Here is a 25,226-nt window from a genome sequence, read left to right as displayed (position 1 = left end):
AGACCGCCGTGCGACGGCGGTGCTCACGGGCGATCCGGGCGGCGCCGCACGGCAGCGACCGTCACAGGCCGCGCCAGACGTTGTCGAACGCCGCGTCCTCGATCTCCCTCCGCTGGCGTACGGCGGCCAGTTCCGTCACGGCGTCGTCCACGGCGGCCACCACCGTCACGATCGCGTCCGAGACCGCACTCGCGAGGTCCTTGGCCGCCTCGTCCCGGATCCCCACCGCGGCCGCGAGGGCGGCGAGCACCGGCTCGCCCGACGCCCAGCGCTCGTGCGCCCGCGCGCGCTCGGGCGAGTCGGCGGCCTCCGTCCGACCGGTCGGCAGCGGCAGCCAGCGCCGCCGCTGCCGGGCGACGGTCCCGTCCGCCTCCAGGGCGTCCAGATAGACGGCGCCCAGGCCCCGCCCCCGCCGCCACAGCCAGTCCTCGACCGACTCGTACGGCGCCTCCCGCCGCAGCGCCGCCACCGCCTCGTCGAGGAGCCGGTCCTCCGTTCCGCCGGCCGGTGCGGGCACGATGAGCTCGTCGTCGAGCGTGACCGCCCCGGCGTCGACGAGATCGACCAGTTCGGCCCCCGCGAGCGCCAGCGAGAGGTCACCCTGCTCGACGGGCCGCGCGGCGGCGTCGTACACGGTGACGAGGAACAGGTCCCGGGGTGTGGTCATGACGGACTCCCCAACAGAGGCGGCGAAGGCACCAGAGGTATCTGAAGCACTAGAGGTATCAGAGGTGTCGAGAGGTGTCAGGGACAACGACGGCGCCGATGAATACGATGCCCGGTCGGACGCCGCCGCCCGTGCCGTAGCACCACCCTGTGCTGTCGACAGGCCACCCGCAGTACGACCTGAGCGCGCCGGGCCCCGCGGCAGCGATCCGCACCGCCGATGCGGCTCCCGGACGCGCGATAGGCTGCTGCGCGATCAGAAGGGTGACTTCGGCCGGAGGTGGGTGGGCATGACAGCGCACGTCGAGCCGTCGTCCGCCGTCGGCGCGGGCGGCCGGGACAGCCGGCTGGGCCCGCTGATCATCACGCTCTTCGCGCTGTACGCGCGCGGCGAGCACAACTGGCTCTCCGTCGCCTCCGTGATACGCCTGATGGCCGACCTCGGCGTGGAGGGGCAGGCCGTACGCTCGGCGGTCTCCCGGCTGAAGCGGCGCGGGGTGCTGCGCGGTGAGCACCACGAGGGTGCCGCCGGATACGCCGTCTCCGCGGGCACGCTGGAGGTGCTCGAGGACGGCGACGTGCGCATCTTCGAACGGAACCGGGCCGCGGACGGCGACGGCTGGCTCGTCGTCGTGTTCTCCGTGCCGGAGTCCGAGCGCGACAAGCGCCACGCCCTGCGCACCGCCCTGACCCGCCTGGGCTTCGGTACCGCGGCCCCCGGCGTGTGGGTGGCGCCCGGCATCCTGGCCGACGAGACCCGCCGCACTCTGCAGCGCCTCGGGCTGACGCCGTACGTGGACATCTTCACCGGCGACCACTTCGCCTTCGGCGATCTGTCGGCGAAGGTCCGCGAGTGGTGGGACCTCGACGAGCTCTCCGCGCTCTACGCGGACTTCCTGGAGCGGTACCGGCCGGTGCGCGAGCGTGCCGCGGCGGGCGAGATCCCGGCCCGGGAGGCGTTCGGGATCTATCTGCCGATGCTCACCGAGTGGCGCCGCCTTCCGTACCGCGACCCCGGACTGCCGCTGTCCCTGCTGCCACCGGGCTGGATGGGCGAAACCGCCGGCGCGCTCTTCGAGGAGCTCGACAAGACCCTCCGGGAGCCCGCCCGCGCACACGCCCTGGCGGTCATACCCACCCGTTAGGGCACCCTGCACCGGCCCAGGATCTATGGCCTGACCAGCCGTTCCTCCGGGATCACCGCCACGCCGAGGATCTCGATCAGCGCCTCCGGCTGCCAGAGCGCGGTGCAGCCGATGCCCGCCATCGCCGGATACACCGGCCCCGCCAGTTCCCGCCAGACCCTGCCGATCTCCTTGCCGTGGGCCTGGTAGTCGGGGATGTCGGTGAGGTAGATCGTCACGCTCACCAGGTCCTCCGGCTCGCCTCCGGCCGCCCGCAGCGTGGTCAGCACGTTGCCGAACGCCTGGCGGAACTGCTCGACGATGCCACCGGGAACGATCTTCATGTCGGCGTCGAGCGCGGTCTGGCCGCCCAGGTGGAGCGTGTTCCCGGCGAGTGTTCCGTGCGAGTAACCGCTCGGGGCGGGCAGGGCGGGCGGGTTCACGGCGACGGGAGTCATCAGGCCTCCGGTTCGGTGGTGTCCGGCGCCGGCCGCACGGCCGGTCGTATTGACAATAAATGACGACCGTGAAAAATACGAGATAGAGCGCGCGGTCCGGTTCCGGACCCCGGCGAGCCCACGGAAACGGAGTCGATTCCATGGAGCCTGACCTCGGCAAGTACCGGCTTGAGGGCGACAACGCGATGTACCGGCTGCCCAGCGGCATCGTCGCACCGGTCGTGACCCGGGCCGGCCAGGAGGACGTCAACACCGCCGACTCGGGCGGCGCCGTCCGCGTGTCGGGCGTCAGCGCCCGGCACACCCCGGCGCGCCGCCTGTGGTACGGCAAGGTCAGCAACGAGCCCGGCTACCGCTCGGTCTCCCACCACCACGGCGAGGCCGAGACCGGCGGCTACGTCCTGTCAGGGCGGGCCCGGATCTACTTCGGCGAGAAGTTCGAGGACTACCTCGACATGGAGGAGGGCGACTGGGTCTTCGTGCCGCCCTTCATGCCGCACGTCGAGTGCAATCTCTCCCGCACCAGGCCACTGGTGTGGATGACCACCCGGACCCCGGAGAACATCGTGGTGAACCTGCCCGACGTGGCCGACACCGAGCTGCGCGACTGGCTGAACCGATGACCGGCGCGCCGACCGGCCCGTCCGGCGAGACCGCCCCGACCTCCGCGATCGTCACCGCGGCCCTCACCCTCAAGCCCGCCCCGCCCGAGCACTTCGACCTCGCCTTCACCGCCACCACCCAGCCCTGCCCCTGGCCCAAGGCCTACGGCGGCGACCTCGTCGCCCAGGCCGCCGCCGCGGCGATGCGCTCGGTGACCGACGGCAAGACCCTGCACTCGATGCACAGCTACTTCCTGCGCCCGGCCGACATCGGCGGCGAGGTCCGCTACGAGGTCGAGGTACTGCGCGACGGGCGCGGATACAGCACCCGCCAGGTGCGCGGCTACCAGAACGGCAAGGTGCTGTACGTCTGCCTCGCCAACTTCGCGGCGGGGGAGCCGGGTTCGTCCTTCCACACCGAGTTCGCCGAGGATGTTCCCGGCCCCGAGACGCTGCCCGGTTCGGCCGCGTACCTCGCCGAGCGCACCGGCGGCACCATGACCACGGAATCCAAGGCCTACTGGAGCGGCGGCCGCGGCTTCGACATGCGCCACGTGCCCGGTCCCGTCTACCTCACCGTCGACGGCGCACGACTGCCCCACCAGGCCGTCTGGGTACGGCCGTTCGACGCGCTCCGCCCCGTCGAGGGACTCACCGACGCCCAGCGCGACCTCGCCGCGCTCGCCTACGTCTGCGACTACACCATCCTCGAACCCGTCCTGCGCGTCCTCGGCCTCGCCTGGGCCGACCCCGGCCTGGTCACCGCCAGCCTCGACCACGCCATGTGGTTCCACCGCCCCGCACCGGTCGGCGACTGGCTGCTCTACGCCCAGGAAGCGGTGGCCGCCGACGCCGGCCGCGGACTGGGCAGCGGCCGCTTCTTCACCCACGACCACCGCCACCTGGCCACCGTGGTCCAGGAGGGCATGATCCGCCCCGCCTGAGCCGCCCGCCGCACACCACCGGCGGGCTCCCGGAAGGAACCCCGTGTTGGCTCTTCCGCTCTCACCCACCTCGCACCTGGACACCTTCGCCAGGGACCACCTGCCGCCCGCCGGACAGTGGCCCACCATCGAGTTCACCACCCCCGAACTGGCCTACCCGGCCCGCCTCAACGCGGCCGGCGAACTCATCGACGCGGCCGTCGAGCGGTACGGCCCCGACCGCCCCGCCCTGCGCACCCCGGCCGGTGAGCTGTGGACGTACGGCGAACTGCGCACCCGCGCCAACCAGGTCGCCCAGGTGCTCACCGCGGACCTGGGCCTGGTGCCGGGCCAGCGTGTCCTGCTGCGCGCGCCCAACACCCCCTGGACGGTGGCCTGCTGGCTCGGTGTCCTGAAGGCAGGCGGGGTGGTGGTCACCACGATGGCCGCGCTGCGCGCCCGGGAGATCGTCCCGATCGCCGAACGCACCCGGCCCGCGCTCGCCCTCGTGGACCACCGCTTCACCGACGAGCTCCGCACCGCACTGCCCGGCCTGACGGTGGTCGCGTACGGCGGGACCGGCGACGACGACCTGGTGGCCCGGTGCGCCGGGAAAACCGGCGAGTTCACGAACGTCGACACCGCCGCCGACGACGTGGCGCTCCTCGGCCCGACCTCGGGCAGCACCGGCGTCCCCAAGATCACCATGCACTTCCACCGGGACATCCTGTCCATCGACAACACCTTCGGACGGCACATCCTGCGGCTGCGGCCGGACGACCTGGTCGCCTGCACCGCGCCGTTCGCCTTCACCTTCGGCCTCGGCATGCTCGTCGTCTTCCCGCTGCGGGCCGGCGCCTGCGCCCTGCTCACGGAGTCGGCGACGCCGCCCCAGCTCGCCGACCTCGTCGAGAAGCACGGCGTGACCGTCCTCGCCACCGCGCCCACCGCCTACAAGGCGATCGTGCGCGACGGCAGGGAGCGCCAACTGGGCGGTCTGCGGACCGGGGTGTCGGCGGGTGAGCACATACCGCTCACCACCTGGGAGGAGCTGCGCGACCGCATCGGGCTGAAGGTCATCGACGGCATCGGCGCGACCGAGCTGCTGCACATCTTCATCTCGGCCGCCGGCGACGGCATCAGGCCCGGTGCCACCGGCCGTCCGGTGCCCGGCTACCGGGCCACGATCCTCGGCCTCGACGGCGAGGAACTCGGCCCGGGGGAGCCGGGGCGGCTCGGCGTCATCGGTCCGGTGGGCTGCCGCTATCTCGACGACGAGCGGCAGCAGGACTATGTCGTCAACGGCTGGAACGTCACCGGCGACATCTTCCACCGCGACGAGGACGGCTACTTCCACTACCACGCCCGCAGCGACAACATGATCGTCTCCTCCGGGTACAACATCGGCGGTCCCGAGGTGGAGGCCGCCGTCGACACCCACCCGGACGTCGTCGAGTCGGCGGTCGTGGCCCGGCCCGACCCGGAGCGCGGCTCGGTCGTCTGCGCCTTCGTCGTGCTGCGCGAGGGCGTCACCGGGGACGCGGCGAAGGCCAAGGAGATCCAGGACCACGTCAAGCAGGTCCTGGCGCCCTACAAGTACCCGCGGGACGTGCGCTTCCGCGACACCCTGCCGCGCAACACCAGCGGGAAGCTCCAGCGGTTCGCCCTCCGCAGGATCGTCGAACAAGAGCAGGCCGTCGAACAAGAGCAGGCCGTCGAGCCGGTCGCCGAGCAGGGAGAGGAACTCCGGTGAAAATCGCGATCATCGGCGGTGGCCCGGGCGGGCTCTACCTCGCGGCATTGATGAAGCAGCTGGACCCCGCCCACGAGGTCACCGTGTGGGAACGCAACGCCCCCGACGACACGTTCGGCTTCGGCGTGGTCTTCTCCGACGAGACGCTCGGCGGCATCGAGAACGCCGACACCGTCTTCGCCGAGGCCATGGCCCGCCGCTTCGCCCGCTGGACGGACATCGACATCCACTACCGGGGCGAGAGCCACACCGTCGGCGGCCAGGGTTTCGCCGCCATGAGCCGCAAGGAACTCCTGCGCCTCCTCCAGGAGCGCTGCCGCGAACTGGGCGTCACCCTGCACTTCTCCACCCTCGCGCCCGAGGTGGCGGAGCTGCGCGCCTCGTACGACCTCGTCGTCGGCGCGGACGGCGTCAACTCCGCCGTGCGCACCGCCCATGCCGACGCCTTCGGCCCCTCGCTGGACCGGCGGCACAGCAAGTACATGTGGCTGGGCACGGACCGGGTCTTCGAGGCCTTCCAGTTCTTCGTCAAGGAGACGGAGTGGGGGGTCGTGCAGGTGCACGGCTACCCCTACTCCGACGCCGGCTCGACCTTCATCGTGGAGATGCACGAGGACGTCTGGCGCCGGGCAGGCTTCGACGCCACCGAGGACACGGTGTTCGCGCCGGGCGCCTCCGACGAGCAGGCCGTGTCCCGGGTCCGTGAGCTGTTCGCCGCCGAACTCGACGGGCACCGGGTGTTCGCGAACAACTCCAAGTGGCTGAACTTCACCACCGTGCGCAACGAGCGGTGGCACCACGAGAACCTGGTCCTGATCGGCGACGCCGCCCACACCGCCCACTTCTCCATCGGCTCCGGCACCAAACTGGCCATGGAGGACGCCCTCGCCCTCGCCGCCTGCCTGCACGAACACCCGGACGCAGAAAGCGCCTTGAGCGCCTACGAGAGCGAACGGCGGCCGGTGGTGGAGTCCACCCAGCGGGCCGCGCAGGCCTCGCTGGAGTGGTTCGAGAACATCGGCATGTACGCCCGCCAGGAACCCACCCAGTTCTGCTTCAACCTCCTCACCCGCTCCCGCCGCATCACCTACGACAACCTGCGCACCAGGGACGCCGAGTTCGCCGACCGGGTGGACACCGCCTTCGCCGCGGCACAGGGGCTGGACGGCCGGGCCCCCGCCATGTTCCAGCCGTTCCGCATCGGCCAACTGGAGCTGAAGAACCGGGTGATCGTCTCCCCGATGGACATGTACTCCGCCGTCGACGGGGTCCCGGGCGACTTCCACCTCGTCCACCTCGGCTCGAAGGCCATGGGCGGGGCGGGCCTGGTGATGACCGAGATGGTCTGCGTCTCGCCCGAGGGCCGGATCACCCCCGGCTGCACCGGCCTGTGGAACGACGCACAACGCGGCTCCTGGACCCGGGTCGTGGACTTCGTGCACACGAACAGCACCGCCCGCATCGGCCTCCAGCTCGGCCACTCCGGCCGCAAGGGTTCGACCCGCCTGATGTGGGAGGGCATGGACGAACCGCTCCCGGACGGCAACTGGGAGACCGTCGGCCCCTCCCCACTGCCCTACGGCCCCGGCTCATCCACCCCGCGCGAACTCACCCGCGCCGACCTGGACCGGATCAGGGACGAGTTCACGGCGGCCGCACGGCGCGGCGCGGACGCCGGCTTCGACCTCCTCGAACTCCACTGCGCCCACGGCTACCTGCTCTCCTCGTTCCTCTCCCCGATCGCCAACCACCGGACGGACGAGTACGGCGGATCGCTGGAGAACCGGCTCCGCTTCCCGCTGGAGGTCTTCGACGCCGTCCGCGGCGTCTGGCCCGCCGGCCGCCCCGTGATCGTGCGGATCTCCGCCACCGACTGGATGCCGGACGGCAACACCGAGCACGACGCCGTCGAGATCGCCCGCGCCTTCGTCGCCCACGGCGCCGACGCCATCGACGTCTCCACCGGCCAGGTCACCAAGGACGAGAAGCCCGCCTACGGCCGCTCCTACCAGACCCCCTTCGCCGACCGCATCCGGCACGAGGTCGCCGCCGCCACCGGAGCGGCCGTCATCGCCGTCGGCGCCATCGCCTCCTACGACGACGTGAACTCCATCCTCCTCGCCGGCCGCGCCGACCTCTGCGCCCTCGGCCGTACGCACCTGTACGACCCGCACTGGACCCTGCACGCGGCCGCCGAGCAGGAGTACGCGGGCGCGGCCGCCGAGTGGCCCGTGCAGTTCCGGGCCGGCCGCCGCAAGCCGCCCACCGCGCGCACCGACGCGGTCCGCCCCCGCCTGTCGCTGCTGCGGGCCGGGCAGGCGGGGGAGAGCGTCCATCTGCGGTGGAAGCCCGCGGGGGAGGAACTGCCGGCGGTGCGCTGACGTCAGGCGGTGCTCGTGGCCCGGCTCCTCGCCGCGGCGAGCGGCAGGGTGACGGTGAACCGGGTGTCGCCGGGCGCGCTGTCCACCGCGATGCGGCCGCCGTGCGCCTGGGTGATCGCGGCCGCGATGGCCAGCCCGAGACCCGCCCCGCCCGCGGTGCCGGGGGCGCGGGAGCGGGAGGCGTCGCCCCGGGTGAAGCGGTCGAAGACGGTCGGCAGGAGGTCGCCCGGGATGCCCGGGCCGTCGTCGTGCACGCGGATCGCGCAGCGCCCGTCCGCCACCTCCACCGTGACGGTGATCCGCGTCCCGGCGGGGGTGTGCGTCCGGGCGTTGGCCAGCAGGTTGGCGACCACCTGGTGCAGCCGGGACGGGTCACCGGTCACCGTGGCGGGCGTGTCGAGGCACAGCACCAGCTGCCAGTGATGGCCCGCCCCCGCCGCCCGGGCGTCCCACACCGCGTCCCCGACCAGGGTCGCCAGGTTCACCTCCACGGCCTCCAGCGGCCTGCCCTCCTCAAGACGGGCGAGCAGCAGCAGGTCCTCGACCAGTCCCGTCATCCGCGCCGACTGGTCGGAGACCCGGCGCCAGGCCAGCTCCGGTTCGATCTTCCGGGTGTCCACGCCCATGAGCATCAGCTCGGCGTACCCGGCGATCGAGGCGAGCGGGGTGCGCAGCTCGTGGCCGGCGTCGGCGAGGAAGCGCCGCATGTGCTCCTCGGCACGCTGGCGTTCGGACAGGGACCACTCCACGTGGTCGATCAGCCGGTTCAGCGCGACGCCGACCTGACCGGCCTCGGTGCCCGGATCGGTGTCCGGCGCCGGCACCCGGGTGAGCCCGCTCACCTCGCCCCGGTCGAGCGGTGCGCGCGAGACCTCGACGGCGGTGGCGGCGACCCTGCGCAGCGGGCGCAGCTGGCGCCGGACCACCACGGCCGACACGGAACCCGCCAGCACCAGGCCGACCCCGGCGATGCAGGCCTCGATCACGACCAGGGAGTCGATCATGTGCTGCACGCCGTCCACGGGCAGCCCGGCCAGCATGGCGGTGCCGCCCTCGGTGACGGCCGTCAGCCGGTAGGTGCCCAGGCCCGGAATCGTCCGGGTGTGCAGGGTCCCGTCCGCGGGGATGCCACTCAGGGCGGCGCACTGGGCCGCGGTCAGGGAGCGCGGCCCTTCGTCGGTCACCACCTCTGCCGTGGCGATCTGCTCGCCGGTCATGAGCGCGGCCAGGGTGCCGGTGTGCTGGCCGCGCTCGTTGAGGAAGCCGAGGCTCGCGCCGGGCGGGGCGTGCTCCCGGCCGCCTTGACTGTGCTCGGCGGCGTCGGTGACCCGCTGGTCCAGGTCCCGGATCAGGTAATAGCGCTGGACGAGTACGGTCGCCACGGCCATCGCCGTGCACACGGCGGCCAGGGTGAGGGAGTGGACGAGGACCATCCGGACCCGCAGCGAGCGCCCGCGCAGCCGGGTCAGGGCCCGCCCGACAGCCCTCATCCCTCGTCGTCCGCCGGTCTGATGACGTACCCGGCGCCGCGCACGGTGTGGATCATCGGCCGGCGCTCCTTGTCGATCTTCGCGCGCAGACCGTAGACGTACACCTCCACCAGGTTCCCGCCCCCGTCGAACGAGCTGTTCCACACGTGGTCGAGGATCTGCGTCTTGCCGAGCACCTGGCGGGGGTGGTCCATCAGGAACAGCAGCAGGTCGAACTCCTTGGCGGTGAGCGAGATCGGTGTGCCGCCCCGGCACACCTCGCGGGTCCGCTCACCCACCACCAGGTCGCCGAGGACCCGTACCCCCTCCTCCGCCGCGGCGGCCTCGCCGGCCCCGGAGCGGCGCAGCAGCGCGCGCAGCCGGAGTATCACCTCCTCCAGGGAGAAGGGCTTGGTCACGTAGTCGTCGGCGCCGGTGGCGAGCCCGTCGAGCCGGTGCTCCACGGCGTCCCTGGCGGTCAGCATCAGCACGGGCAGCCTGGCGTTCTCGTACCGCAGCCGGCGCAGCACCTGGATCCCGTCCAGGTCGGGCAGCATGCCGTCCAGCACGACGGCGTGCGGTCCGCAGGCGCGGGCGGTGCGCAGCGCGCCGTACCCGTTGCGCGCCACGTACGGCTGCCAGCCCGCCGCGCTGACGGCGACCGAGAGCAGTTCGGTCAGCTCGGGCTCGTCGTCGACGATCAGCACCCGGATCGCGCCCGGTGCCGGGGTGGGGATGTCAGGCATGGGCGGATGCTCTCGCGGCGGCCTGTAGATGACCTGTGGAGGTCGCCGACCTCGTGCCGCGGACCCCCGAATGGGCCCCGGATGCGTGACACCCCCCATAGGAGCCAGATCACATCCTATCCAGGGTCGTAGGAACGGAACGCCCTGAACTGCCTGCAAGGCATATATAAACGGTCATTTCGGTCATTGGTTCCTAAGTGGGGTAGTACGTCACATCATTGCCACCCGCTCCGGCTGCCGCTAACCATTGCTGTCGTCGCCGGGAGACGGGCGACGGGCCGAGCGGATCCCCGCCGGGCCCGCCCACTCCCGCCGGTAGTACGGGCTCCGCCCACCGCCGCCGCCCACCGCGGCCGGCGCCGACGCCGTCCCCCACCGGAGAGTTGCTTTCACATGACCACGATCAACCGCACCCGCATCGCCCGCCTGCGCACCCTCGGCCTCACCGGCCTCGTCACGACCGGTGCCGCGGCCGCCGCCCTCACCCTGATGCCGGCGAACGCACAGGCTGCCGAGATGACGCAGGCGCACACCTCGACCGCGGTCACGGCCTCCTCCGGCCACAGCAGCCGCACCACCTCCGGCTCCGCCAACAACCTGGACGGCTGGATCAAGCAGTCCCTGCAGATCATGAAGTCCAAGGGCATCCCGGGCAGCTACGAGGGCCTCAAGCGCAACATCATGCGCGAGTCCGGCGGCAACCCGGGCGCCCAGAACAACTGGGACGTCAACGCCCAGAAGGGCACCCCCTCCAAGGGTCTGCTCCAGGTCATCGACCCCACCTTCAACGCGTACCACGTGGCCGGCACGGCCCACAGCGTCACCGACCCGGTGGCCAACATCACCGCCGCCGCCAACTACGCCGCCCACCGGTACGGCTCGATCGACAACGTCAACTCCGCGTACTGACCCGGCTGTCGTGCCGTAGCGGGAACGTGTCGACGAGGGTGTCCACGCACCCCTCGTCCACCGGACCGGCCGGGACCGGAACGCGGTAGTGGAGCGCGCCGGTCAGTCGGTCCGCCTCGGACTCGAGAGCGAGTCCGGTGGGCAGCCGGCCCCTACGGCTCGCGGTGCTCGTGCGATGCCTGCTCCAGGGCCGCCGCCTCCGCCTCGGCGATGCGGGTCTCCGCCTCGACGTCGATCGAACGGGTCAGCCACCAGTACAGCAGCGCCGACACCGGCAGCCCGACGAACAGGGAGATGTCGGCGCCGTCGAGGGCCTTGGCGGCGGGACCGACGAAGAGGGTGCCGACCGAGAAGAACGGGATCATGACGGCGAACCCGACCAGGTACGACACGATCCCCTGCCAGCCCCAGCGGCCGTAGATGCCGTTCGGCTTGAAGATCTCGGCGATCGCGTAGTGGCCCCGGCGCACCACGTAGTAGTCCATCAGGTTCACGGACGTCCACGGGATGAACAGGTAGAGCACCAGCAGCAGGAAGTTGTTGAAGTTCGTCAGGAAGTTCGACGTCGCCGCCAGCGCGCCGATCAGGGAGAGTGCCGCGGTCACCACGAGGGTGACCAGACGCACGCCAAGGGTCGGCCGTACCCGTCTGAACGAGTCGATGGCGCTGATCAGGGTCAGTGAACCGCCGTACATGTTCAGCGCGGTGACGGAGATCAGGCCCAGCGCGGAGAACAGCAGCACGATCGCGCCGAAGCCGTCGAAGACCTTGTCGCCGGCGGCGTTGATCGACGGGATGGTGTCGAAGCTGTCGCCCGCCCAGCCGGCCAGCAGCGTCCCGAGCACCATCAGCCAGATGCCGCCCAGCGCCGAGCCGAAGTAGGTCCAGTAGAACGTCTTGCGGACGGTGACGTCCGGCGGCAGGTAGCGCGAGTAGTCCGAGACGTAGATGGCCCAGCTGATCTGGTAGCCGGCGACCACGCCGAACTGCGCCAGGAACGGCGTGGCCCGGAAGGCGCCGAGGTCGAAGGAGCCCGCCGGGTAGTGCAGCGTCACCAGGACGCCGACGGTGAAGATCCCGAAGACGACCAGGAACGTGTAGGTCAGGAACCGCTCCGCCTTGTGGATGACGTCGTATCCCACCAGCGCCACCACCAGCCCGATCACCGTGACCACGACCACCCACAGCTTCACCCCGCCGTGGATCGTCGTGTTCAGGGCCTGACCGGCCAGGATGGTGTTGAACACGTTGAAGCCCGCGTACTGCACGTACGCGAACAGCCACACCAGCAGCGCCCCGACATAGCCGAACTGCGGGCGGGACTGGATCATCTGCGGCAGTCCCAGCTGCGGCCCCTGCGCCGAGTGGAACGCCATGAAGAACGTGCCGATCAGCGTGCCCGCGACGATCGCCAGCAGCGACCAGATCAGGTTGCCGCCCTCCGTGATGCTGATCAGCCCCACGGCCAGGGTGGCGATCTGCGCGTTGGACATGAACCACAGCGGACCCAGATGCCACAGCTTGCCGTGCCGCTCGTCCAGCGGCACATAGTCGATGGACCGGACCTCCAGACCGCTCACCCGCGGTTCCGCCGATGTGCTCATGGCACCTCCCAGGGGCCAGGTCCGTCGCTCTGACCTCATTCTTCCCCCGGGCGGATCCGGATGAGGCATGCGGAATCAACGTTCCGTACACCGGAAGATCCGCCTCGCGTGACGCACTGTCGTCCCGCTCACAGCGAGCCCTGTTGCCCTGCTCACAATCGGCCCAGAACCGGTCCCGTCGTGGCGGCGGTCATGTCGCGGGACGGACATTTTGTCTACGTTCGCAGCTCTGTGTCCCTCCGACCCGAACTGCGAAGGTTCCCGCCATGCTCAACCGAACCCTGTCCGTCATGGCCACGGTGGTGACGCTGCTCGCCGGAGCCGCGCCGGCGGCCATGGCGGCCGACGCCGGTTCCGGCACCACCGACTTCCGCACCGCCGTCCAGGCGCCGGGCACGGCGCGGGTGACCGCCGCCGTCCTCGACCTGGACGGCACGGGCGCGGAGCCCACCGTCTACGGCGACGGCACGCCGTACGACACGGCGAGCATCGTCAAGGTCGACATCCTCGCCGCCATGCTCCTCCACGCTCGGGACCACCGGCGCGCCCTCACCGCCAGGGAGAGCGCCGAGGCGCAGGTGATGATCCGCGACAGCGACAACAACGCGGCCACCGCCCTGTGGCGGGCCATCGGCGAGGCCCCCGGCCTGACGTCGGCCAACAAGCGGCTCGGACTCACCCAGACCCAGGGCGGCCCCGGCGGCCTCTGGGGGCTCACCCGGACCACCGCGGCCGATCAGATACGACTGCTGCGCGCGATCTTCGGCACCGGCCCCACACCCCTCGACGCGGCGTCCCGAAACCGTATCGCCACCCTGATGACCGAGATCGCCGCCGACCAGTCCTGGGGCGTCTCGGCCGCCGCCGACTCGGGGTGGGCGCTGAAGAACGGCTGGCTCATGCGCACCACGACCGGCCGCTGGGACATCAACAGCATCGGCCGCATCACGACCGGCGGCCACCACTACCTCGTCGCGGTCCTGTCCGACGGCAACGCGTCCATGCCGGCCGGCGTGAACCTGGTGGAACGAGCCGTCCGCACCGCCGTCTCCGAGACGGCGGCCCACTGACCCGTCTGACCCCCTTGGCCCACTGCATCCCGCCCGCCGTCGGAAATGCCCCTAACGTGCATGAGAGGTGACGGAGGCAGGCAACGGGAGGCGCGGTGGCGGGTGCGGGCGGGCCGGCGGCCGGGCGGGGCCGCGCCCGCCGGGCCCGCGGCGCGGCACCGGGCAGCCGGGCCGCACGCGCGATCCGGATCCCGAAACGGGCCCGCGACCCGCGCGCCTCCGCCTCCGTCAGTGCGGTCGTCGTCCCCGCCCTGCGGATCGCCGCCGCCTACGCCTGGCGGCTCATCGTGGTCGGCATCGTCGTCTACGGCGTCTTCGTCATCCTCGGCCGCTTCCAGCTGATCGCCGTCGCCGTGTTCCTGGCCCTGGTCGTCACCTCGGTGCTGCGCCCGCTCGCCGACCTGCTGGCCCGACGGCTCCCCAGACCGCTGGCCGTGGCGGTGAGCCTGGTCGGCAGCATCTGCCTGTTCTTCGGCCTGCTGGCCCTGGTGGGCAACGCGGTCGCGCAGGAGTCGGCGACGCTGGCCGAAGAGTTCCGCGGCGGCATCCACCGCATCGAGGTCTGGCTGCAGCGTCCGCCCTTCCGGCTCGGCCCGGGCGCCCTGTCGCACCTCCAGCAGCAGATCGTCGACTACATCCAGGCCCACCGCTCCAACCTGGCGAGCCGGGCGCTCAGCGGCTTCGGCACCCTCGTCGAACTCGTCACCGGCGGCGCGCTCGCGCTCTTCACCTCGGTCTTCTTCATCCACTCCGGCGAACGGCTGTGGGCCTGGACGAGCAGCGAACTGCTGCCGGCCGGCGCCCGCGGCGCCTGGGACCGGGCGGGACACGCGGCCTGGCGGACGTTCGCCGGGTACACCCGCGGCATCATCATCGTGGCCGCCGTCAACGCCGTCCTGGTCGGCATCGCCCTGGTCGTGCTGCGGGTGCCGCTCGCGCTGCCGCTCACCCTGCTGGAGTTCTTCGCCGCGTTCGTCCCGCTGGTGGGCTCACCGGTCGCGCTGAGCGTGGCCACGGTGGTGGCGCTGGCCGGGCGGGGCCCGCTCACGGCCGCCGCCGTCCTCGTGCTCATCGTCGTCATCGGCCAACTGGAAGGGCATGTGCTGCACCCGCTGGTGATGAGCTGGGCGGTGCGGCTGCACCCCCTCGTCGTCGCCGTGTCCGTCATCGCCGGCAGCATCGTCGCGGGGGTGATCGGCGCCGTCGTGGCCGTGCCGTTCATCTCCGTCTTCTGGTCGGTGGTGCGGGCCCTGCGCCCGGTACCGCCGCCCTGACCCCGGTGCCGGGGGCTCAGCCGTCCTTGGCGGGGCGACGGCCGCGCTTCGACGCGCGACGGGGACGACCGGACGGCGCCGCCGGTCCGGCGGGCCCGGGGTCGGCGGAAGCAGACGCGGCGGGGGCGGGTGCGGAGGTTCCGGCCGCGGCGGGAGCAGGGGTGGTGGCGGCGGGCGCGCCGGACGGCGCCGCGGGGCCGGGGCCCGGGATGCCGTCGTCCCAGGCCTCGTGCCCGCCGAACGGATCGGCCGGCCCGTTCGCGAGCAGGGCCGCCAGCCCGGGCGTGGCGCGTGCCTTGAAGGCCGAGAGCGCCAGCGTGTCGGCATCGGACTCGGTGCCGCTGCGCCAGGTGACGGTGCCCGGGAGCATGACGAGCGAGGTCGTGCCGGACTCCCCGGCGGCCGGCCGCAGCTGGACCCGGATGCCGTGCCGGTCGGCGAGCCTGCCCACCACGAACAGGCCCATGTACTGGTAGACGTCGGCGTCGGCGGTCGGCGGGTTCGCCAGCTTGTGGTTGATCAGCGCGAAGTCCTCGGGCACCAGGCCGATGCCCTGGTCATGGATCTCCACCATGATCCGGGTGTCCGGCAGCCGGGTCGCCGTGACCCGGACCGTCGAGCGCGGCGAGGAGAACGAGGTGGCGTTCTCCAGCAGCTCGGCGAGCAGATGCACCAGGTCGGTGACGGCGCGGCCGTGGATCTCGGCCTCCGGGATGCCCGCCAGCTCGATCCGCTCGTACTGCTCCACCTCGGAGGCCGCCGCCCGGATGACGTCGACCAGGGGGAGCGGGTGGTCCCACTGCTGGGTGGGGCGCTCGCCGCCCAGCACCAGCAGGTTCTCGCCGTTGCGGCGGACCCGCGTGGCCAGGTGGTCCAGCCTGAACAGGTTCGCCAGCTGTTCGGGGTCGGCCTCGCGCTCCTCCAGGTCGGTGATCAGAGCGAGCTGGCGCTCGATCAGCGACTGGTTGCGGCGGGACAGGTTGGTGAAGATCGTGTTGACGTTGCCGCGCAGCAGGGCCTGCTCGGCGGCCAGCCGGACCGCCTCCCGGTGCACATGGTCGAAGGCGCGGGCGACTTCGCCTATCTCGTCGGTGGTGGTGATCGGGATCGGCGCGACCCTGGTGTCCACCTGGCCGGGCACGGCCTGCGACAACTGGGTGATCACCGCAGGCAGCCGCTGCGCGGCGATCTCCATCGCCGAGGCGCTGAGCCTGCGCATGCCCCGGCTCATCGAGCGGGCCACCCAGGCGGCGAGGAGCACGGCCGCGAGGACGGCGCCGAGCGCGACGGAGCCGTTGGTGATCGCGTCCCGTCTGGCGTCGTCGGCGATGCTCCGCGCACTGGCGAGGGCGGTGTCGGTGAGATGCACCTCGATACCCCGGTAGGCGTCGAAGGCGAGCGCGGACGCGGCGAAGAACGACTCGGGCGTGATGCCCTCGGCGGCCAGCTGTTCGGTCGTCTTCCCGGAGGCGATCTCGCTGATCATCTTCGTCAGGGCCGGCGGCGTCACGAAGGCCTGCCCGGCCGCCTTGGCATCCTGGGCGGCCTTGGCCGTCTGCTGCGCCCCCTTCTTCTGCGCGTCGGCCAGCGCCGCCCGCAGCCGGGTCATGTCCCCGGCGGTACCGGCGCCCGCGTACTCCTGGAGGCCCACCTGTTCCAGGTAGGCGTACGAGCTGAACGAGCCGAGCTGGGTCTGCAGCTCGCCCTCGGCGAGCGCGTCGCGGTTCTCGACCAGCAGGTGCGTGCCGATGGCACGCACCAGGGATTCGGCCGCCTGGGTCAGGGAGATGGCGTACAGGGTGCGCCCGAAGCTCGCCTGGTTGTTGCTGCCGAAGCCCAGTTCGTTCGAGAGCTCCATCAGCGGGTGCTGCACGGCGTGGTAGCTCTCCTCCGTCTGCACCCCCGACGACCTGGCCGTGAACGCGTCGGCCCGTACCGCAGCCAGCTGCTTCTCGCCCGCCCGCACCAGCTCGATCCGCCGGGTGAGGCCCGCGGTCCTCGGCGCCCGGGCCACCGCCGCGTCGAACGCCCTCGCGTCGGCGTCGGTGGCCTTGCGGGCCGCGGCCACGGCGGGCGCGTTCCGCTTGCCCTCCAGGAGCGGGATGACCGACACGTCGCGCTCGTTGATCGCGTCACTGGCGTAGGCGTTCGCCGCCTGCACCAACTCCGCCACGCGCACCGCGTCGTTGGCGTCCCGCAATGTGTCGACCGAGTTCTTCACCCGGAGGCCGCCGAGGCCGAGGGCCACGAGCACGGGGATGAGCAGAATGGCCTGGAGGCGTCTCGCGACGCGCCAATTGCCGGTCAGGGGTCTGGACTTGGGCAAGGTCGTCCCATTTCACAACAGGGATGGCGTGCAGGGCTGTGCGCAGCCCGACGTTCTGTGGCCAAGTTCTAACACCCAGCGATCGGGATCGACCGGCGTTTCAGTGAAGCGGTTTCTCGGAAATGGTACAAAGCTCAATCAAAACCATCGGTGGTCAACGCACGGACCGTGGGGTGGCTGACCTGCGCCCTCCGGGTCGTTCGATGGGCTGAACAGGCGGCGCTTGCCCTGCCGCTGCGCAGCGGCGTCGCGCGCAAGCAAAGTGTGCGGGTCCCGACGCTCGCCAAGCCGGAAGCGGCGCTGCTAACGTCCCGCTAGAACGATTAAGTACTGGATCGATTAAGTCCGGTCGATCGCGCAGGGACCGAATCGATCGGGCGGATCCGAAGGAGCCGTATGACCAGCACTCCCACCCTCCAGGACGGCATAGAAAAGGCCGGTTCTCCCGTCGCGTTGCTGTGGAAGCCCGGCGCCGAGCCGTGGACGCCCGAGGTCGTCGCCCGCGAGTACGCGGGCTGGCGGCAGGAGCAGGCGGCCTGGCACGACGGTGTCGCGCTGCTCGACCTGTCGCACCACATGTACGACCTCTGGATCGAGGGCCCGGACGCCACCCGGCTGCTCGCCGACCACGGCGTCAACGACTTCGAGAGGTTCGCGGTCGGCCAGGCCAAGCAGTACGTACCCGTGACCCGCGCCGGCCACATCGTCACCGACGGGATCCTGCTGCGCGAGGCCGGGAACCGGTACCTGCTCAGCGGCATCCCCGCCGCGCAGCACTGGGTGCGGTACCACGCCGAGAAGGGCGGCTACGACGTCGCCTTCGTCACCGATCCCTCCAGCGCCTTCCGCGCCGGTGGGGGAGACCCGAGGCTCTTCCGCTACCAGATCCAGGGCCCGCTGGCGCTGGACGTGGTGGCCGGCGTCTTCGGCGGGCCGCTGCCCGAGACGAAGTTCTTCCACTCCACGCCGGTCACCCTCGACGGCCGCGCCTTCAGGGCCCTGCGGCACGGCATGGCGGGCCAGGCCGGGTTCGAGTTCGTCGGCCCCTGGGAGCACGCGGCCCATGTCCACGAGGCGTTCCTCACGGCCGGTGAACCCTTCGGCCTGGTCCGGGTCGGGGCCCTGGCGTACACGACGCCCAGCGTGGAGAGCGGCTGGATCCCCTCCCCGGTCCCGGGCATCTACACCGCCCCCGAGCTGGCGGAATACCGCCGGTACCTGCCGCTGTTCGGTATCGAGGGCCGGCGGCCCCTCAACGGCAGCTGGTTCTCGCCCGACATCGAGGACTACTACGTGTCGCCCTACGAACTCGGCTACGGCAAGATGATCCACTTCGGCCACGACTTCCTGGGCCGCGACGCCCTGCTCAAGGCGAAGGACGAGGAACTCCGCAGAAAGGTCACCCTGGTCCTCGACCGGGACGACGTGCGCCGGGTACTGGGCGACGGCGCCGACCCCGGTTTCGTGCTCAGCTACGCCCGCCACCGGGTGGAGCACCGCACCGGCACCGGAGCCGGCACCGACCTCGTCGGCGTGACCATGCAGTCCGCCTCGATCGACCCCGTCGGCACCGTGCTGGCCCAGACCCTGATCGACCCCGCGCACGCCACGCCCGGCACCGAGGTGACCGTGGTCTGGGGCGAGCACCCGGGCCCCGGTACCGACCCCGACGCCGACCTCGGTCTCCCGCGCATCCGGGCCACCGTGCAGCCGAGCCCCTTCGACGGGCACGCCCGCACCCGGTACCGCCGCGACGCCTGATCCGGCCACCCGGATCCGGCCACCCGGATACGACCTCCGGGACAGGGCCTCCCGGATACGGCGGCCGGTCAGTGATGTCCGAAAATCGGAGCTCGACGTTCGGCAAGGAGCACCATGACCCCCCTCAGCACGGCCTCGACGGCGGTGGGCACCACACTGCTGGAGGACTTCTCCCTGGAGATGACCGGCAAGGACGTCCCCGGACTGGAGGAGGCCCGCGACACGATCCCCCAGGGCACCCGCATCAACGTCACCTTCCTCGGCAACGAGGATCTGCGGATGCGACTGGACGCGGCCCGCGCGGTCCGGCGGCTCGGCTTCGTGCCCGTGCCGCACCTGTCCGCCCGGCGGCTCGGCTCCCACGCCGACTTCGAACAGTTCCTCACCGGCCTGCACACCGACGGCACCTCCGACAACGTCTTCGCCGTCGCCGGCGACCCGGCGAGCCCCGAAGGCCCCTACGAGGACTCCCTGTCCCTCATCGAGTCCGGCCTGCTCCAGCGGCACGGGGTACGGCACGTCGGCATCAGCGGCTACCCGGAGGGCCATCCCGCCATACCCGGCGACGTCCTGTGGTCCGTGCTGCGCGACAAGACCGCCGCGCTCGCCGCGCACGGCCTGGACGGCGGCGTCATCACCCAGTTCGGCTTCGACGTCGGCCCCGTCCTCGCCTGGATCGAACGGGTCCGGGACGCGGGCATCGCCCTCCCGGTCCGTGTCGGCGTCCCCGGCCCGGCCGGCGTCCGGCGCCTGATGGCCTACGCGGCCCGGTTCGGCGTCGGCACCAGCGCCGCCATCGCCAGGAAGTACGGCCTCTCCCTCACCAACCTGATGGGCACCGCCGGCCCCGACCGGTTCCTGCACGCCCTGGCGGAGGGCTACGACCCGGCCCGCCACGGCGAGGTGAAGATCCACTTCTATACGTTCGGCGGGCTGCGGGCCACCTCGGAATGGGTCGCCCAATTCCGGAAGGACCACCACGGATGACCCTCGCCCAGGACACCCGGGCCCGTACCGCCCGGCAGCACAACGCGCCGGACCACCAGGCCTCCCTGATCGTCCAGGGAGCCGACGCCACCGGGATCGTCGCCGCGCTGACCACCGTACTCAGCCGGCACGGCGCCAACATCGTCTCCCTCGACCAGTACTCCGACAACCCGCAGGGCGGCGCCTTCTTCCAGCGCACCGTCTTCACCCTCCCCGGCCTGCGGGCCGCCCTGCCCGCCCTCCGTGCCGACCTCGACGAGCACCTCGTCAGGGAGTTCGGGCTGCGCTGCACCCTGCGCGACATGTCGGCCCCCAAGCGCGTCGCGATCTTCGCCAGCAGGTCCGACCACTGCCTGCTCGACCTGCTCTGGCGGCACCGGCAGGGCCAACTCCCGGTCAGCGTCGCCATGGTGATCTCCAACCACCCCGATGTCGCCGACGAGGTCCGCTCCTTCGGGATCCCGTTCTTCCACGTGCCGTCCACGGGCCCCGACAAGTCGGCCGCCGAGGCAGAACACCTGCGACTGCTCAAGGACAACGTGGACTTCGTCGTCCTGGCCCGCTACATGCAGATCCTCTCCGGCGACTTCATCGAGCGGGCCGGGGTGCCGATCATCAACATCCACCACTCCTTCCTCCCCGCCTTCATCGGTGCCGGGCCGTACGCCAAGGCCAAGGAACGGGGCGTGAAACTCGTCGGCGCGACCGCGCACTACGTCACCGAGGACCTCGACGAGGGCCCGATCATCGAACAGGACGTCGTCCGTGTCACCCACGCCCACACCGCCGCCGACCTCACCCGACGAGGCGCCGACGTGGAACGCGCGGTCCTCTCCCGCGCCGTCCTCTGGCACGCCGAGGACCGGGTGATCCGCGACGGCAACCACACCATCGTCTTCGCGTAGCCGCGCGGCCGCGCGGCCGCCGGGCCCCGGACGGTCAGGCCGGGCTCGTCTGCGGGTTGGTGAACATGGCATTTCCCGCCACGGTGTCCTGCGCGTCGACCTCGTTCTGCAGGACGTCCCAGTGCTCCACCACCAGGCCGTCCTCGAAACGGAAGATGTCGACTCCGAGGAGGGGCTTGTCGGGACCGCCGGAGTAGCGGCCGTGCACCATGACCAGGTCGCCCTCGGCGATGATCGCGCCCGGCTCGTAGCGGGTGTCGTCGGGCAGTCCGGCGATGAACTTGCGCAGTCCGGCCTTGGCCGGCGGGATGAAGGGGTTGTGCTGGACGTAGTCCGGGTGCACGTACCGGTCCAGCGAAGCGAAGTCCTTGGAACTGAACGCAGTCGTCAGGAACTCGAGAACGACGGCCTTGTTCCGCTCGGTCCGGCTCTCAATCATCGCGATCACTCCGTGGGGCTCCTGGACGATCGGTGCACCTCCACGCTATGACGGGATCGGCAGGTCAGCGATCGTGAGGCCCCCCGGGAGCCGATGGCGGGTCCTCTCCCGCTCCCGGTCGGCCCTGCGGGGCTGACCGGGAGGCCCGGGCTACGGCTTCGACACCGTGTGTCCCTCGTCGCCGCCGACGACGGGGACATCCGTCACAGGGGTCGCCGGATCCGCGGGCCGCACGTCCTGCGGCGCGCCGGGTACTTCGGTGAGCCGGATGCCGTCGGTCACCGGCGTCGCAGTGGCCGGCTCCACATGGGACGGCTTGCCGGACACCCGGGTGAGCGTGGGCCCGCCGTCCGTGCTCGTGCCGCCCCCGTCGGGGGCCGTCGCGACGGCGACACCGCCGGAAGCGAGGAGTACGGCGACCGCACCGGCCGTCACCACGCTCCGTCGGCGTGGCGTCCTGCGCCCTTGCATGTCCATGAACTCAGCTCCTTGATGAGAGTCGGGGACGCGGAACGCCGGGTCCGACCCGGCGCCGGCCCCGCCGCGTAGGTACGGACCGACTCTCGCCGGTGACGGCTGAAGGACCGCTGAGCGTGCTGAAGATCCTCTTCAGCGCCCCGCGCCACCGGTCGGGCAAGGTAGGGGCATGCGCGTGCTGCTCATGGACGACGACACCCGACTCGTCGAACTGCTCAGACAGGGCCTTCGCTCACAGGGCTTCGCGGTGGACACCGCGAACGACGGCCTCGACGGTCTCGCCAAGGCGGCAGCCGACACCTACGACGTGATCATTCTCGATGTGATGATGCCCGGCCTGAACGGCTACAAGGTCTGCGCCCACCTGCGGTCGTCCGGCGACAACACCCCGATCCTCATGCTGACCGCGAAGGACGGCGAGTACGACGAGGCGGAAGGGCTGGACACAGGGGCCGACGACTACCTGACGAAACCCTTCTCCTTCGTCGTCCTCACCGCCCGGCTGCACGCCCTGATCCGCCGGGCACGTCCGGAGCGGCAGATCGTCCGGCACTTCGGGGACCTGGAGATCGACACGGCCGCCCGCCGCTGCCGCCGCGCGGACACCGACATCGCCCTCACCCCCCGTGAGTTCGACATCCTGGCCCTGCTCGCGGCCACCCCGGACGTCGCCGTCAGCAAGGCCGACGTCCTCGAACAGGTCTGGGACAGCGCCTACGAGGGCGGCCCGAACATCGTGGAGGTCTACGTCAGTGCGCTACGCCGTAAAATCGACAGGCCGTTCGGCCGGGCGAGCATCGAAACCGTGCCCGGCGGGGCCTACCGGCTCCGCTCCGACGGGGCCTGACCGCGTCGGCAGGCGGCGTCCGAGGCTGCGACCGAGGACGGTGCGGGGCCGTGCCACGGCGGCCGTCGCGCTGGTCGCCGGTCTCGCCCTCGCGGCCTGCTCGGTGGTCCTGCTGTACGCCGTCCACACCAACCTCGTCACCTCCGCCGCCACCGCGGCTCGCGACCACGTCGAGGAGGCCGCCCGCCGACTCGGCTCCGGCACACCTCCGGCCGACGTACAGGCCGCCCTGCCGGACATCGTCCTCGACACGGCGGCGCCCACCGGGTCGTCGACGACCACCTCGACGGGACGAGGGGGCGCCAGTGCCAGTGTCGGCACGCCCGCGGGGCCGATCCTGGTGCAGGCCTTCCCCGATCTCGCTCCGGCCCGCACCGCCGTCACCACGCTGACCTGGGCCCTCGTCCCGTGCACGGCCCTGCTGGTCGTGCTGGTCGCGGGCCTGGCCTGGTACGCGATGGGCCGGGCGCTGAGACCGGTGGAGACCATCCGGGCCGAGTTCGCCGACATCTCCGCGCACAGTCTCCAGAACCGCGTCCCGGTTCCCGACTCCGGCGACGAAGTCGCCCTGCTGGCGGAGACGATGAACACCACCCTGGACCAACTCCAGCGTGCCGTCGGCCGGCTGCGGACCTTCACCTCGGACGCCTCGCACGAGCTGCGCGGCCCCCTCACCACCCTGAAGGTCCGTCTGGAACTGGCCATGGCCCGCCCCGACCACGCCGAATGGAGCACCGTCGGCGGCGAAGCCCTGCGTGACACCACTCGGCTGGAGGAGATCGTCGCCGACCTGCTGCTCCTGGCCCGTCTGGACGCGCGTCAGCCGCTGCGCCTGCAGCCGCTGTCCGTGACCGACCTGCTGCGGCGGACCGTCGCGGAACGGTACCCGGGTCAGCCCGTCGTCGTTCTCACCACCGATCCGTCCCCCGATGCCGATGCCGATGCCGATGCCGATGCCGACGTCGACGCCGAGGAGACGGTGCTGGGCAGTCGTACGGCACTCGCCCGACTCTTCACGAACCTCCTGGACAACGCCCTGCGGCACGCGCACAGCACCGTGACCGTCGAGGTGCGCCACACCCGGCAGGCGTTGCTCGTCGAGGTCCGCGACGACGGTCCCGGCATCCCCGAACCGGACCGTGAGCGAGTCTTCGACCGGTTCACCCGTCTGGACAACGCCCGCACCCGCGACGAGGGCGGCACCGGTCTGGGCCTCGCCATCGCCCGTGACATCGCGACCGCGCACGGGGGAACCCTCACCGCACAGCCACCTCGGGCCGCACCCCAGGGCGCCCGCATCGTGCTGACCCTGCCCGTCCGGCGAGGACACCAGCCGCCCGGCACGGCGCGCCCCGGCGCGTGAGCGACGGCCGGCCCGCACACCTCTCACCTATTCGCGTGAGAGACCGGCGATCGTCGGTCGATCGACACTGAGGCCCCGACACCGCGTGCTCATCGAACGCACTCCTCATCGGTGTCGGCGCAACCGACTCGGACCGCATCGCGCCGGCAGCCGGCATCCCACGAAGGAGCAACCGTGTCCACCGACACCGCCCTCGGCCACGACGTCCTCGTCCTCGACCCTCTGCCCCAGAGCCTGCCCGAACTGCTTCCCAACGGTGAGCCCCGCGTCTACCAGCCCGTCGCGGTCACCCTCGTCCACGGCGCGCAGGACGCCGTGCTCGTCGACCCGCCCCTGACCCGCACGCAGGCACGCACGGTCGGGGACTGGGTCGCGGCGAGCGGGAAGCGGCTGACCCACGTCTTCGCCACCCACGGCCACGGCGACCACTGGTTCACCGCCCAGATGCTCGCCGAGCGCTTCGGCGCCCAGGTGGTGGCCTCCGCCGGCACCATCGAGCAGATGCACACCAACGTGTCCGCCAGGGAGGCCCTGTGGGACGTGATGTGGCCCGGCCAGATCCCGCCGTCCCCGGTCACCGCCGTGACGGTCCCGGGCAACCGCCTCACCCTCGAAGGCCACGACCTGCACATCGTCGAGGCGGGCCACGCGGACAGCGACGACTGCACCGTGCTGCACGTCCCGGACCTCGGCCTCGTCGTCGCCGGCGACGTGATCTACAACGGGGTGCACCAGTACCTCGGTGAGGCGGCCGGCGGTGGTCTCGACGCCTGGCGGAAGGCCATCGACACCGTCGCCGCGCTGGAGCCGCGCCGGATCGTCGCGAGCCACCAGAACAAGAACCTGGACGACGACGCGGCACGGCTCGTCGCCGAGACCCGCCAGTACCTCGACGTCGCCGAGGCCACCCTGGCCGCGCACGACACGCCCGTGGACTTCTTCCACGCGATGACCGAGCGGTATCCGGAGCATCTCGGGACCACCGTGCTGTGGGTGAGCTCACGCGCCGTCTACCTCGCACGCGAGGGCGGCGACCCGTGGCAGACCCTCCTCGCCGCCTGGCTCTAGGGGTCCGGTGGGGCCGCCGAAGCCGCGAGGCACCCGTGTTTCGGCGAGCCGTGCCCCGACACATGTATGGAAGC

The 25,226-nt window shown here is 71.6% G+C and carries 22 protein-coding genes; 14 read left to right on the top strand and 8 right to left on the bottom strand.

The genetic code is table 11. The annotated features are described in order from the left end of the window. Nucleotides 1-61 precede the first annotated feature (61 nt). Nucleotides 62-667 (bottom strand): GOLPH3/VPS74 family protein, encoded by a 606-nt coding sequence (locus tag ABT137_RS39140; RefSeq protein ID WP_351716350.1) that lies wholly within the window; start codon nt 665-667, stop codon nt 62-64. A 289-nt stretch (nt 668-956) separates the two neighbouring features. On the opposite strand from ABT137_RS39140, the gene ABT137_RS39135 reads away from it, so the two are divergent. After that, entirely contained in the window at nt 957-1,811 is an 855-nt protein-coding gene (locus ABT137_RS39135; RefSeq protein WP_351716348.1) for a PaaX family transcriptional regulator, read from the top strand. A 23-nt stretch (nt 1,812-1,834) separates the two neighbouring features. On the opposite strand, the gene ABT137_RS39130 is transcribed toward ABT137_RS39135, so the two are convergent. Then, nucleotides 1,835-2,248, bottom strand: coding sequence for a RidA family protein (locus tag ABT137_RS39130; RefSeq protein ID WP_351716346.1), 414 nt, complete (start codon nt 2,246-2,248; stop codon nt 1,835-1,837). Nucleotides 2,249-2,388: 140 nt separating this feature from the next. On the opposite strand from ABT137_RS39130, the gene ABT137_RS39125 reads away from it, so the two are divergent. Genes ABT137_RS39125 through ABT137_RS39110 form a run of 4 tightly spaced genes read left to right on the top strand, consistent with a single transcriptional unit; the run spans nt 2,389 to nt 7,907 of the window. Beyond that, nucleotides 2,389-2,871: a cupin domain-containing protein gene (locus tag ABT137_RS39125; protein WP_351716344.1), complete on the top strand. Its 483-nt coding sequence runs from the start codon at nt 2,389-2,391 to the stop codon at nt 2,869-2,871. After that, complete coding sequence (locus ABT137_RS39120; protein WP_351716342.1) at nt 2,868-3,794, top strand: acyl-CoA thioesterase; 927 nt, start codon at nt 2,868-2,870, stop codon at nt 3,792-3,794. The genes ABT137_RS39125 and ABT137_RS39120 overlap by 4 nt, the downstream gene beginning before the upstream one ends. Before the next feature lie 43 nt (nt 3,795-3,837). Beyond that, a complete protein-coding gene (locus ABT137_RS39115) occupies nt 3,838-5,526 on the top strand; it encodes an AMP-binding protein (RefSeq protein ID WP_502984649.1) in 1,689 nt (562 codons plus the stop codon). Then, nucleotides 5,523-7,907 carry a bifunctional salicylyl-CoA 5-hydroxylase/oxidoreductase gene (locus ABT137_RS39110; protein ID WP_351716338.1) on the top strand — a complete coding sequence of 795 codons (2,385 nt, stop codon included), beginning with the start codon at nt 5,523-5,525 and terminating at the stop codon, nt 7,905-7,907. Before ABT137_RS39115 ends, ABT137_RS39110 begins: the two co-directional genes overlap by 4 nt. A gap of 2 nt (nt 7,908-7,909) precedes the next feature. Here the strand turns inward: ABT137_RS39110 and ABT137_RS39105 are convergent, their stop codons facing one another. Together ABT137_RS39105 and ABT137_RS39100 are read right to left on the bottom strand one after the other, a co-directional pair. Beyond that, nucleotides 7,910-9,397, bottom strand: a complete 1,488-nt coding sequence (locus tag ABT137_RS39105; RefSeq protein ID WP_351716336.1) for a sensor histidine kinase — start codon at nt 9,395-9,397, stop codon at nt 7,910-7,912. Further along, a complete protein-coding gene (locus ABT137_RS39100) occupies nt 9,394-10,122 on the bottom strand; it encodes a response regulator transcription factor (RefSeq protein WP_351716334.1) in 729 nt (242 codons plus the stop codon). The genes ABT137_RS39105 and ABT137_RS39100 overlap by 4 nt, the downstream gene beginning before the upstream one ends. A 393-nt stretch (nt 10,123-10,515) precedes the next feature. Between ABT137_RS39100 and ABT137_RS39095 the strand changes: the two genes are divergently transcribed. Continuing rightward, nucleotides 10,516-11,031 carry a transglycosylase SLT domain-containing protein gene (locus tag ABT137_RS39095; protein ID WP_351716332.1) on the top strand — a complete coding sequence of 172 codons (516 nt, stop codon included), beginning with the start codon at nt 10,516-10,518 and terminating at the stop codon, nt 11,029-11,031. A gap of 152 nt (nt 11,032-11,183) precedes the next feature. On the opposite strand, the gene ABT137_RS39090 is transcribed toward ABT137_RS39095, so the two are convergent. Further along, nucleotides 11,184-12,635, bottom strand: a complete 1,452-nt coding sequence (locus ABT137_RS39090; protein WP_351716330.1) for a purine-cytosine permease family protein — start codon at nt 12,633-12,635, stop codon at nt 11,184-11,186. Nucleotides 12,636-12,901: 266 nt separating this feature from the next. On the opposite strand from ABT137_RS39090, the gene ABT137_RS39085 reads away from it, so the two are divergent. Continuing rightward, nucleotides 12,902-13,705 carry a serine hydrolase gene (locus ABT137_RS39085; RefSeq protein ID WP_351716328.1) on the top strand — a complete coding sequence of 268 codons (804 nt, stop codon included), beginning with the start codon at nt 12,902-12,904 and terminating at the stop codon, nt 13,703-13,705. A 95-nt stretch (nt 13,706-13,800) separates the two neighbouring features. After that, entirely contained in the window at nt 13,801-14,979 is a 1,179-nt protein-coding gene (locus ABT137_RS39080; RefSeq protein ID WP_351716327.1) for an AI-2E family transporter, read from the top strand. A 16-nt stretch (nt 14,980-14,995) separates the two neighbouring features. Here the strand turns inward: ABT137_RS39080 and ABT137_RS39075 are convergent, their stop codons facing one another. Next, complete coding sequence (locus tag ABT137_RS39075; protein WP_351716325.1) at nt 14,996-17,305, bottom strand: nitrate- and nitrite sensing domain-containing protein; 2,310 nt, start codon at nt 17,303-17,305, stop codon at nt 14,996-14,998. A gap of 396 nt (nt 17,306-17,701) precedes the next feature. Between ABT137_RS39075 and ABT137_RS39070 the strand changes: the two genes are divergently transcribed. The 3 genes from ABT137_RS39070 to purU all read left to right on the top strand — a co-directional run bounded on the left by ABT137_RS39070 (nt 17,702) and on the right by purU (nt 20,958). After that, nucleotides 17,702-19,066 (top strand): aminomethyl transferase family protein, encoded by a 1,365-nt coding sequence (locus ABT137_RS39070; RefSeq protein WP_351716323.1) that lies wholly within the window; start codon nt 17,702-17,704, stop codon nt 19,064-19,066. A gap of 114 nt (nt 19,067-19,180) precedes the next feature. Next, nucleotides 19,181-20,053, top strand: a complete 873-nt coding sequence (locus ABT137_RS39065) for a methylenetetrahydrofolate reductase (protein WP_351716320.1) — start codon at nt 19,181-19,183, stop codon at nt 20,051-20,053. After that, a complete protein-coding gene (gene purU, locus ABT137_RS39060) occupies nt 20,050-20,958 on the top strand; it encodes a formyltetrahydrofolate deformylase (protein WP_351716318.1) in 909 nt (302 codons plus the stop codon). The genes ABT137_RS39065 and purU overlap by 4 nt, the downstream gene beginning before the upstream one ends. Nucleotides 20,959-20,992: 34 nt before the next feature. Here the strand turns inward: purU and ABT137_RS39055 are convergent, their stop codons facing one another. Further along, nucleotides 20,993-21,397 (bottom strand): nuclear transport factor 2 family protein, encoded by a 405-nt coding sequence (locus ABT137_RS39055; protein ID WP_351716316.1) that lies wholly within the window; start codon nt 21,395-21,397, stop codon nt 20,993-20,995. Nucleotides 21,398-21,547: 150 nt separating this feature from the next. Continuing rightward, entirely contained in the window at nt 21,548-21,874 is a 327-nt protein-coding gene (locus tag ABT137_RS39050; protein WP_351716314.1) for a hypothetical protein, read from the bottom strand. Between the two features lie 169 nt (nt 21,875-22,043). On the opposite strand from ABT137_RS39050, the gene ABT137_RS39045 reads away from it, so the two are divergent. The 3 genes from ABT137_RS39045 (at nt 22,044) to ABT137_RS39035 (ending at nt 25,152) form a co-directional block, all read left to right on the top strand. Then, on the top strand, nt 22,044-22,721 hold the full coding sequence (locus tag ABT137_RS39045; RefSeq protein ID WP_351716312.1) for a response regulator transcription factor: 678 nt from the start codon (nt 22,044-22,046) through the stop codon (nt 22,719-22,721). A gap of 40 nt (nt 22,722-22,761) precedes the next feature. Next, nucleotides 22,762-24,084, top strand: coding sequence for a sensor histidine kinase (locus ABT137_RS39040; RefSeq protein ID WP_351716310.1), 1,323 nt, complete (start codon nt 22,762-22,764; stop codon nt 24,082-24,084). Between the two features lie 174 nt (nt 24,085-24,258). Then, nucleotides 24,259-25,152 carry an MBL fold metallo-hydrolase gene (locus ABT137_RS39035; RefSeq protein ID WP_351716308.1) on the top strand — a complete coding sequence of 298 codons (894 nt, stop codon included), beginning with the start codon at nt 24,259-24,261 and terminating at the stop codon, nt 25,150-25,152. Nucleotides 25,153-25,226 lie beyond the last annotated feature (74 nt).

Origin of the sequence: Streptomyces sp. NPDC001980 (genome assembly GCF_040296885.1) — a bacterium.
Taxonomy (GTDB): Bacteria; Actinomycetota; Actinomycetes; order Streptomycetales; family Streptomycetaceae; genus Streptomyces.
Note: the sequence above shows the minus strand (reverse complement) of the source record. Positions and strands in the feature narration are given on the sequence as shown.

What these genes read in the sequence shown, in the direction of transcription:
- ABT137_RS39140 (WP_351716350.1), bottom strand. Translation starts at nt 667, where the DNA reads ATGACCACACCCCGGGACCTGTTCCTCGTCACCGTGTACGACGCCGCC.
- ABT137_RS39135 (WP_351716348.1), top strand. Translation starts at nt 957, where the DNA reads ATGACAGCGCACGTCGAGCCGTCGTCCGCCGTCGGCGCGGGCGGCCGG.
- ABT137_RS39130 (WP_351716346.1), bottom strand. Translation starts at nt 2,248, where the DNA reads ATGACTCCCGTCGCCGTGAACCCGCCCGCCCTGCCCGCCCCGAGCGGT.
- ABT137_RS39125 (WP_351716344.1), top strand. Translation starts at nt 2,389, where the DNA reads ATGGAGCCTGACCTCGGCAAGTACCGGCTTGAGGGCGACAACGCGATG.
- ABT137_RS39120 (WP_351716342.1), top strand. Translation starts at nt 2,868, where the DNA reads ATGACCGGCGCGCCGACCGGCCCGTCCGGCGAGACCGCCCCGACCTCC.
- ABT137_RS39105 (WP_351716336.1), bottom strand. Translation starts at nt 9,397, where the DNA reads ATGAGGGCTGTCGGGCGGGCCCTGACCCGGCTGCGCGGGCGCTCGCTG.
- ABT137_RS39100 (WP_351716334.1), bottom strand. Translation starts at nt 10,122, where the DNA reads ATGCCTGACATCCCCACCCCGGCACCGGGCGCGATCCGGGTGCTGATC.
- ABT137_RS39095 (WP_351716332.1), top strand. Translation starts at nt 10,516, where the DNA reads ATGACCACGATCAACCGCACCCGCATCGCCCGCCTGCGCACCCTCGGC.
- ABT137_RS39090 (WP_351716330.1), bottom strand. Translation starts at nt 12,635, where the DNA reads ATGAGCACATCGGCGGAACCGCGGGTGAGCGGTCTGGAGGTCCGGTCC.
- ABT137_RS39085 (WP_351716328.1), top strand. Translation starts at nt 12,902, where the DNA reads ATGCTCAACCGAACCCTGTCCGTCATGGCCACGGTGGTGACGCTGCTC.
- ABT137_RS39070 (WP_351716323.1), top strand. Translation starts at nt 17,702, where the DNA reads ATGACCAGCACTCCCACCCTCCAGGACGGCATAGAAAAGGCCGGTTCT.
- ABT137_RS39065 (WP_351716320.1), top strand. Translation starts at nt 19,181, where the DNA reads ATGACCCCCCTCAGCACGGCCTCGACGGCGGTGGGCACCACACTGCTG.
- purU (WP_351716318.1), top strand. Translation starts at nt 20,050, where the DNA reads ATGACCCTCGCCCAGGACACCCGGGCCCGTACCGCCCGGCAGCACAAC.
- ABT137_RS39055 (WP_351716316.1), bottom strand. Translation starts at nt 21,397, where the DNA reads ATGATTGAGAGCCGGACCGAGCGGAACAAGGCCGTCGTTCTCGAGTTC.
- ABT137_RS39050 (WP_351716314.1), bottom strand. Translation starts at nt 21,874, where the DNA reads ATGGACATGCAAGGGCGCAGGACGCCACGCCGACGGAGCGTGGTGACG.
- ABT137_RS39045 (WP_351716312.1), top strand. Translation starts at nt 22,044, where the DNA reads ATGCGCGTGCTGCTCATGGACGACGACACCCGACTCGTCGAACTGCTC.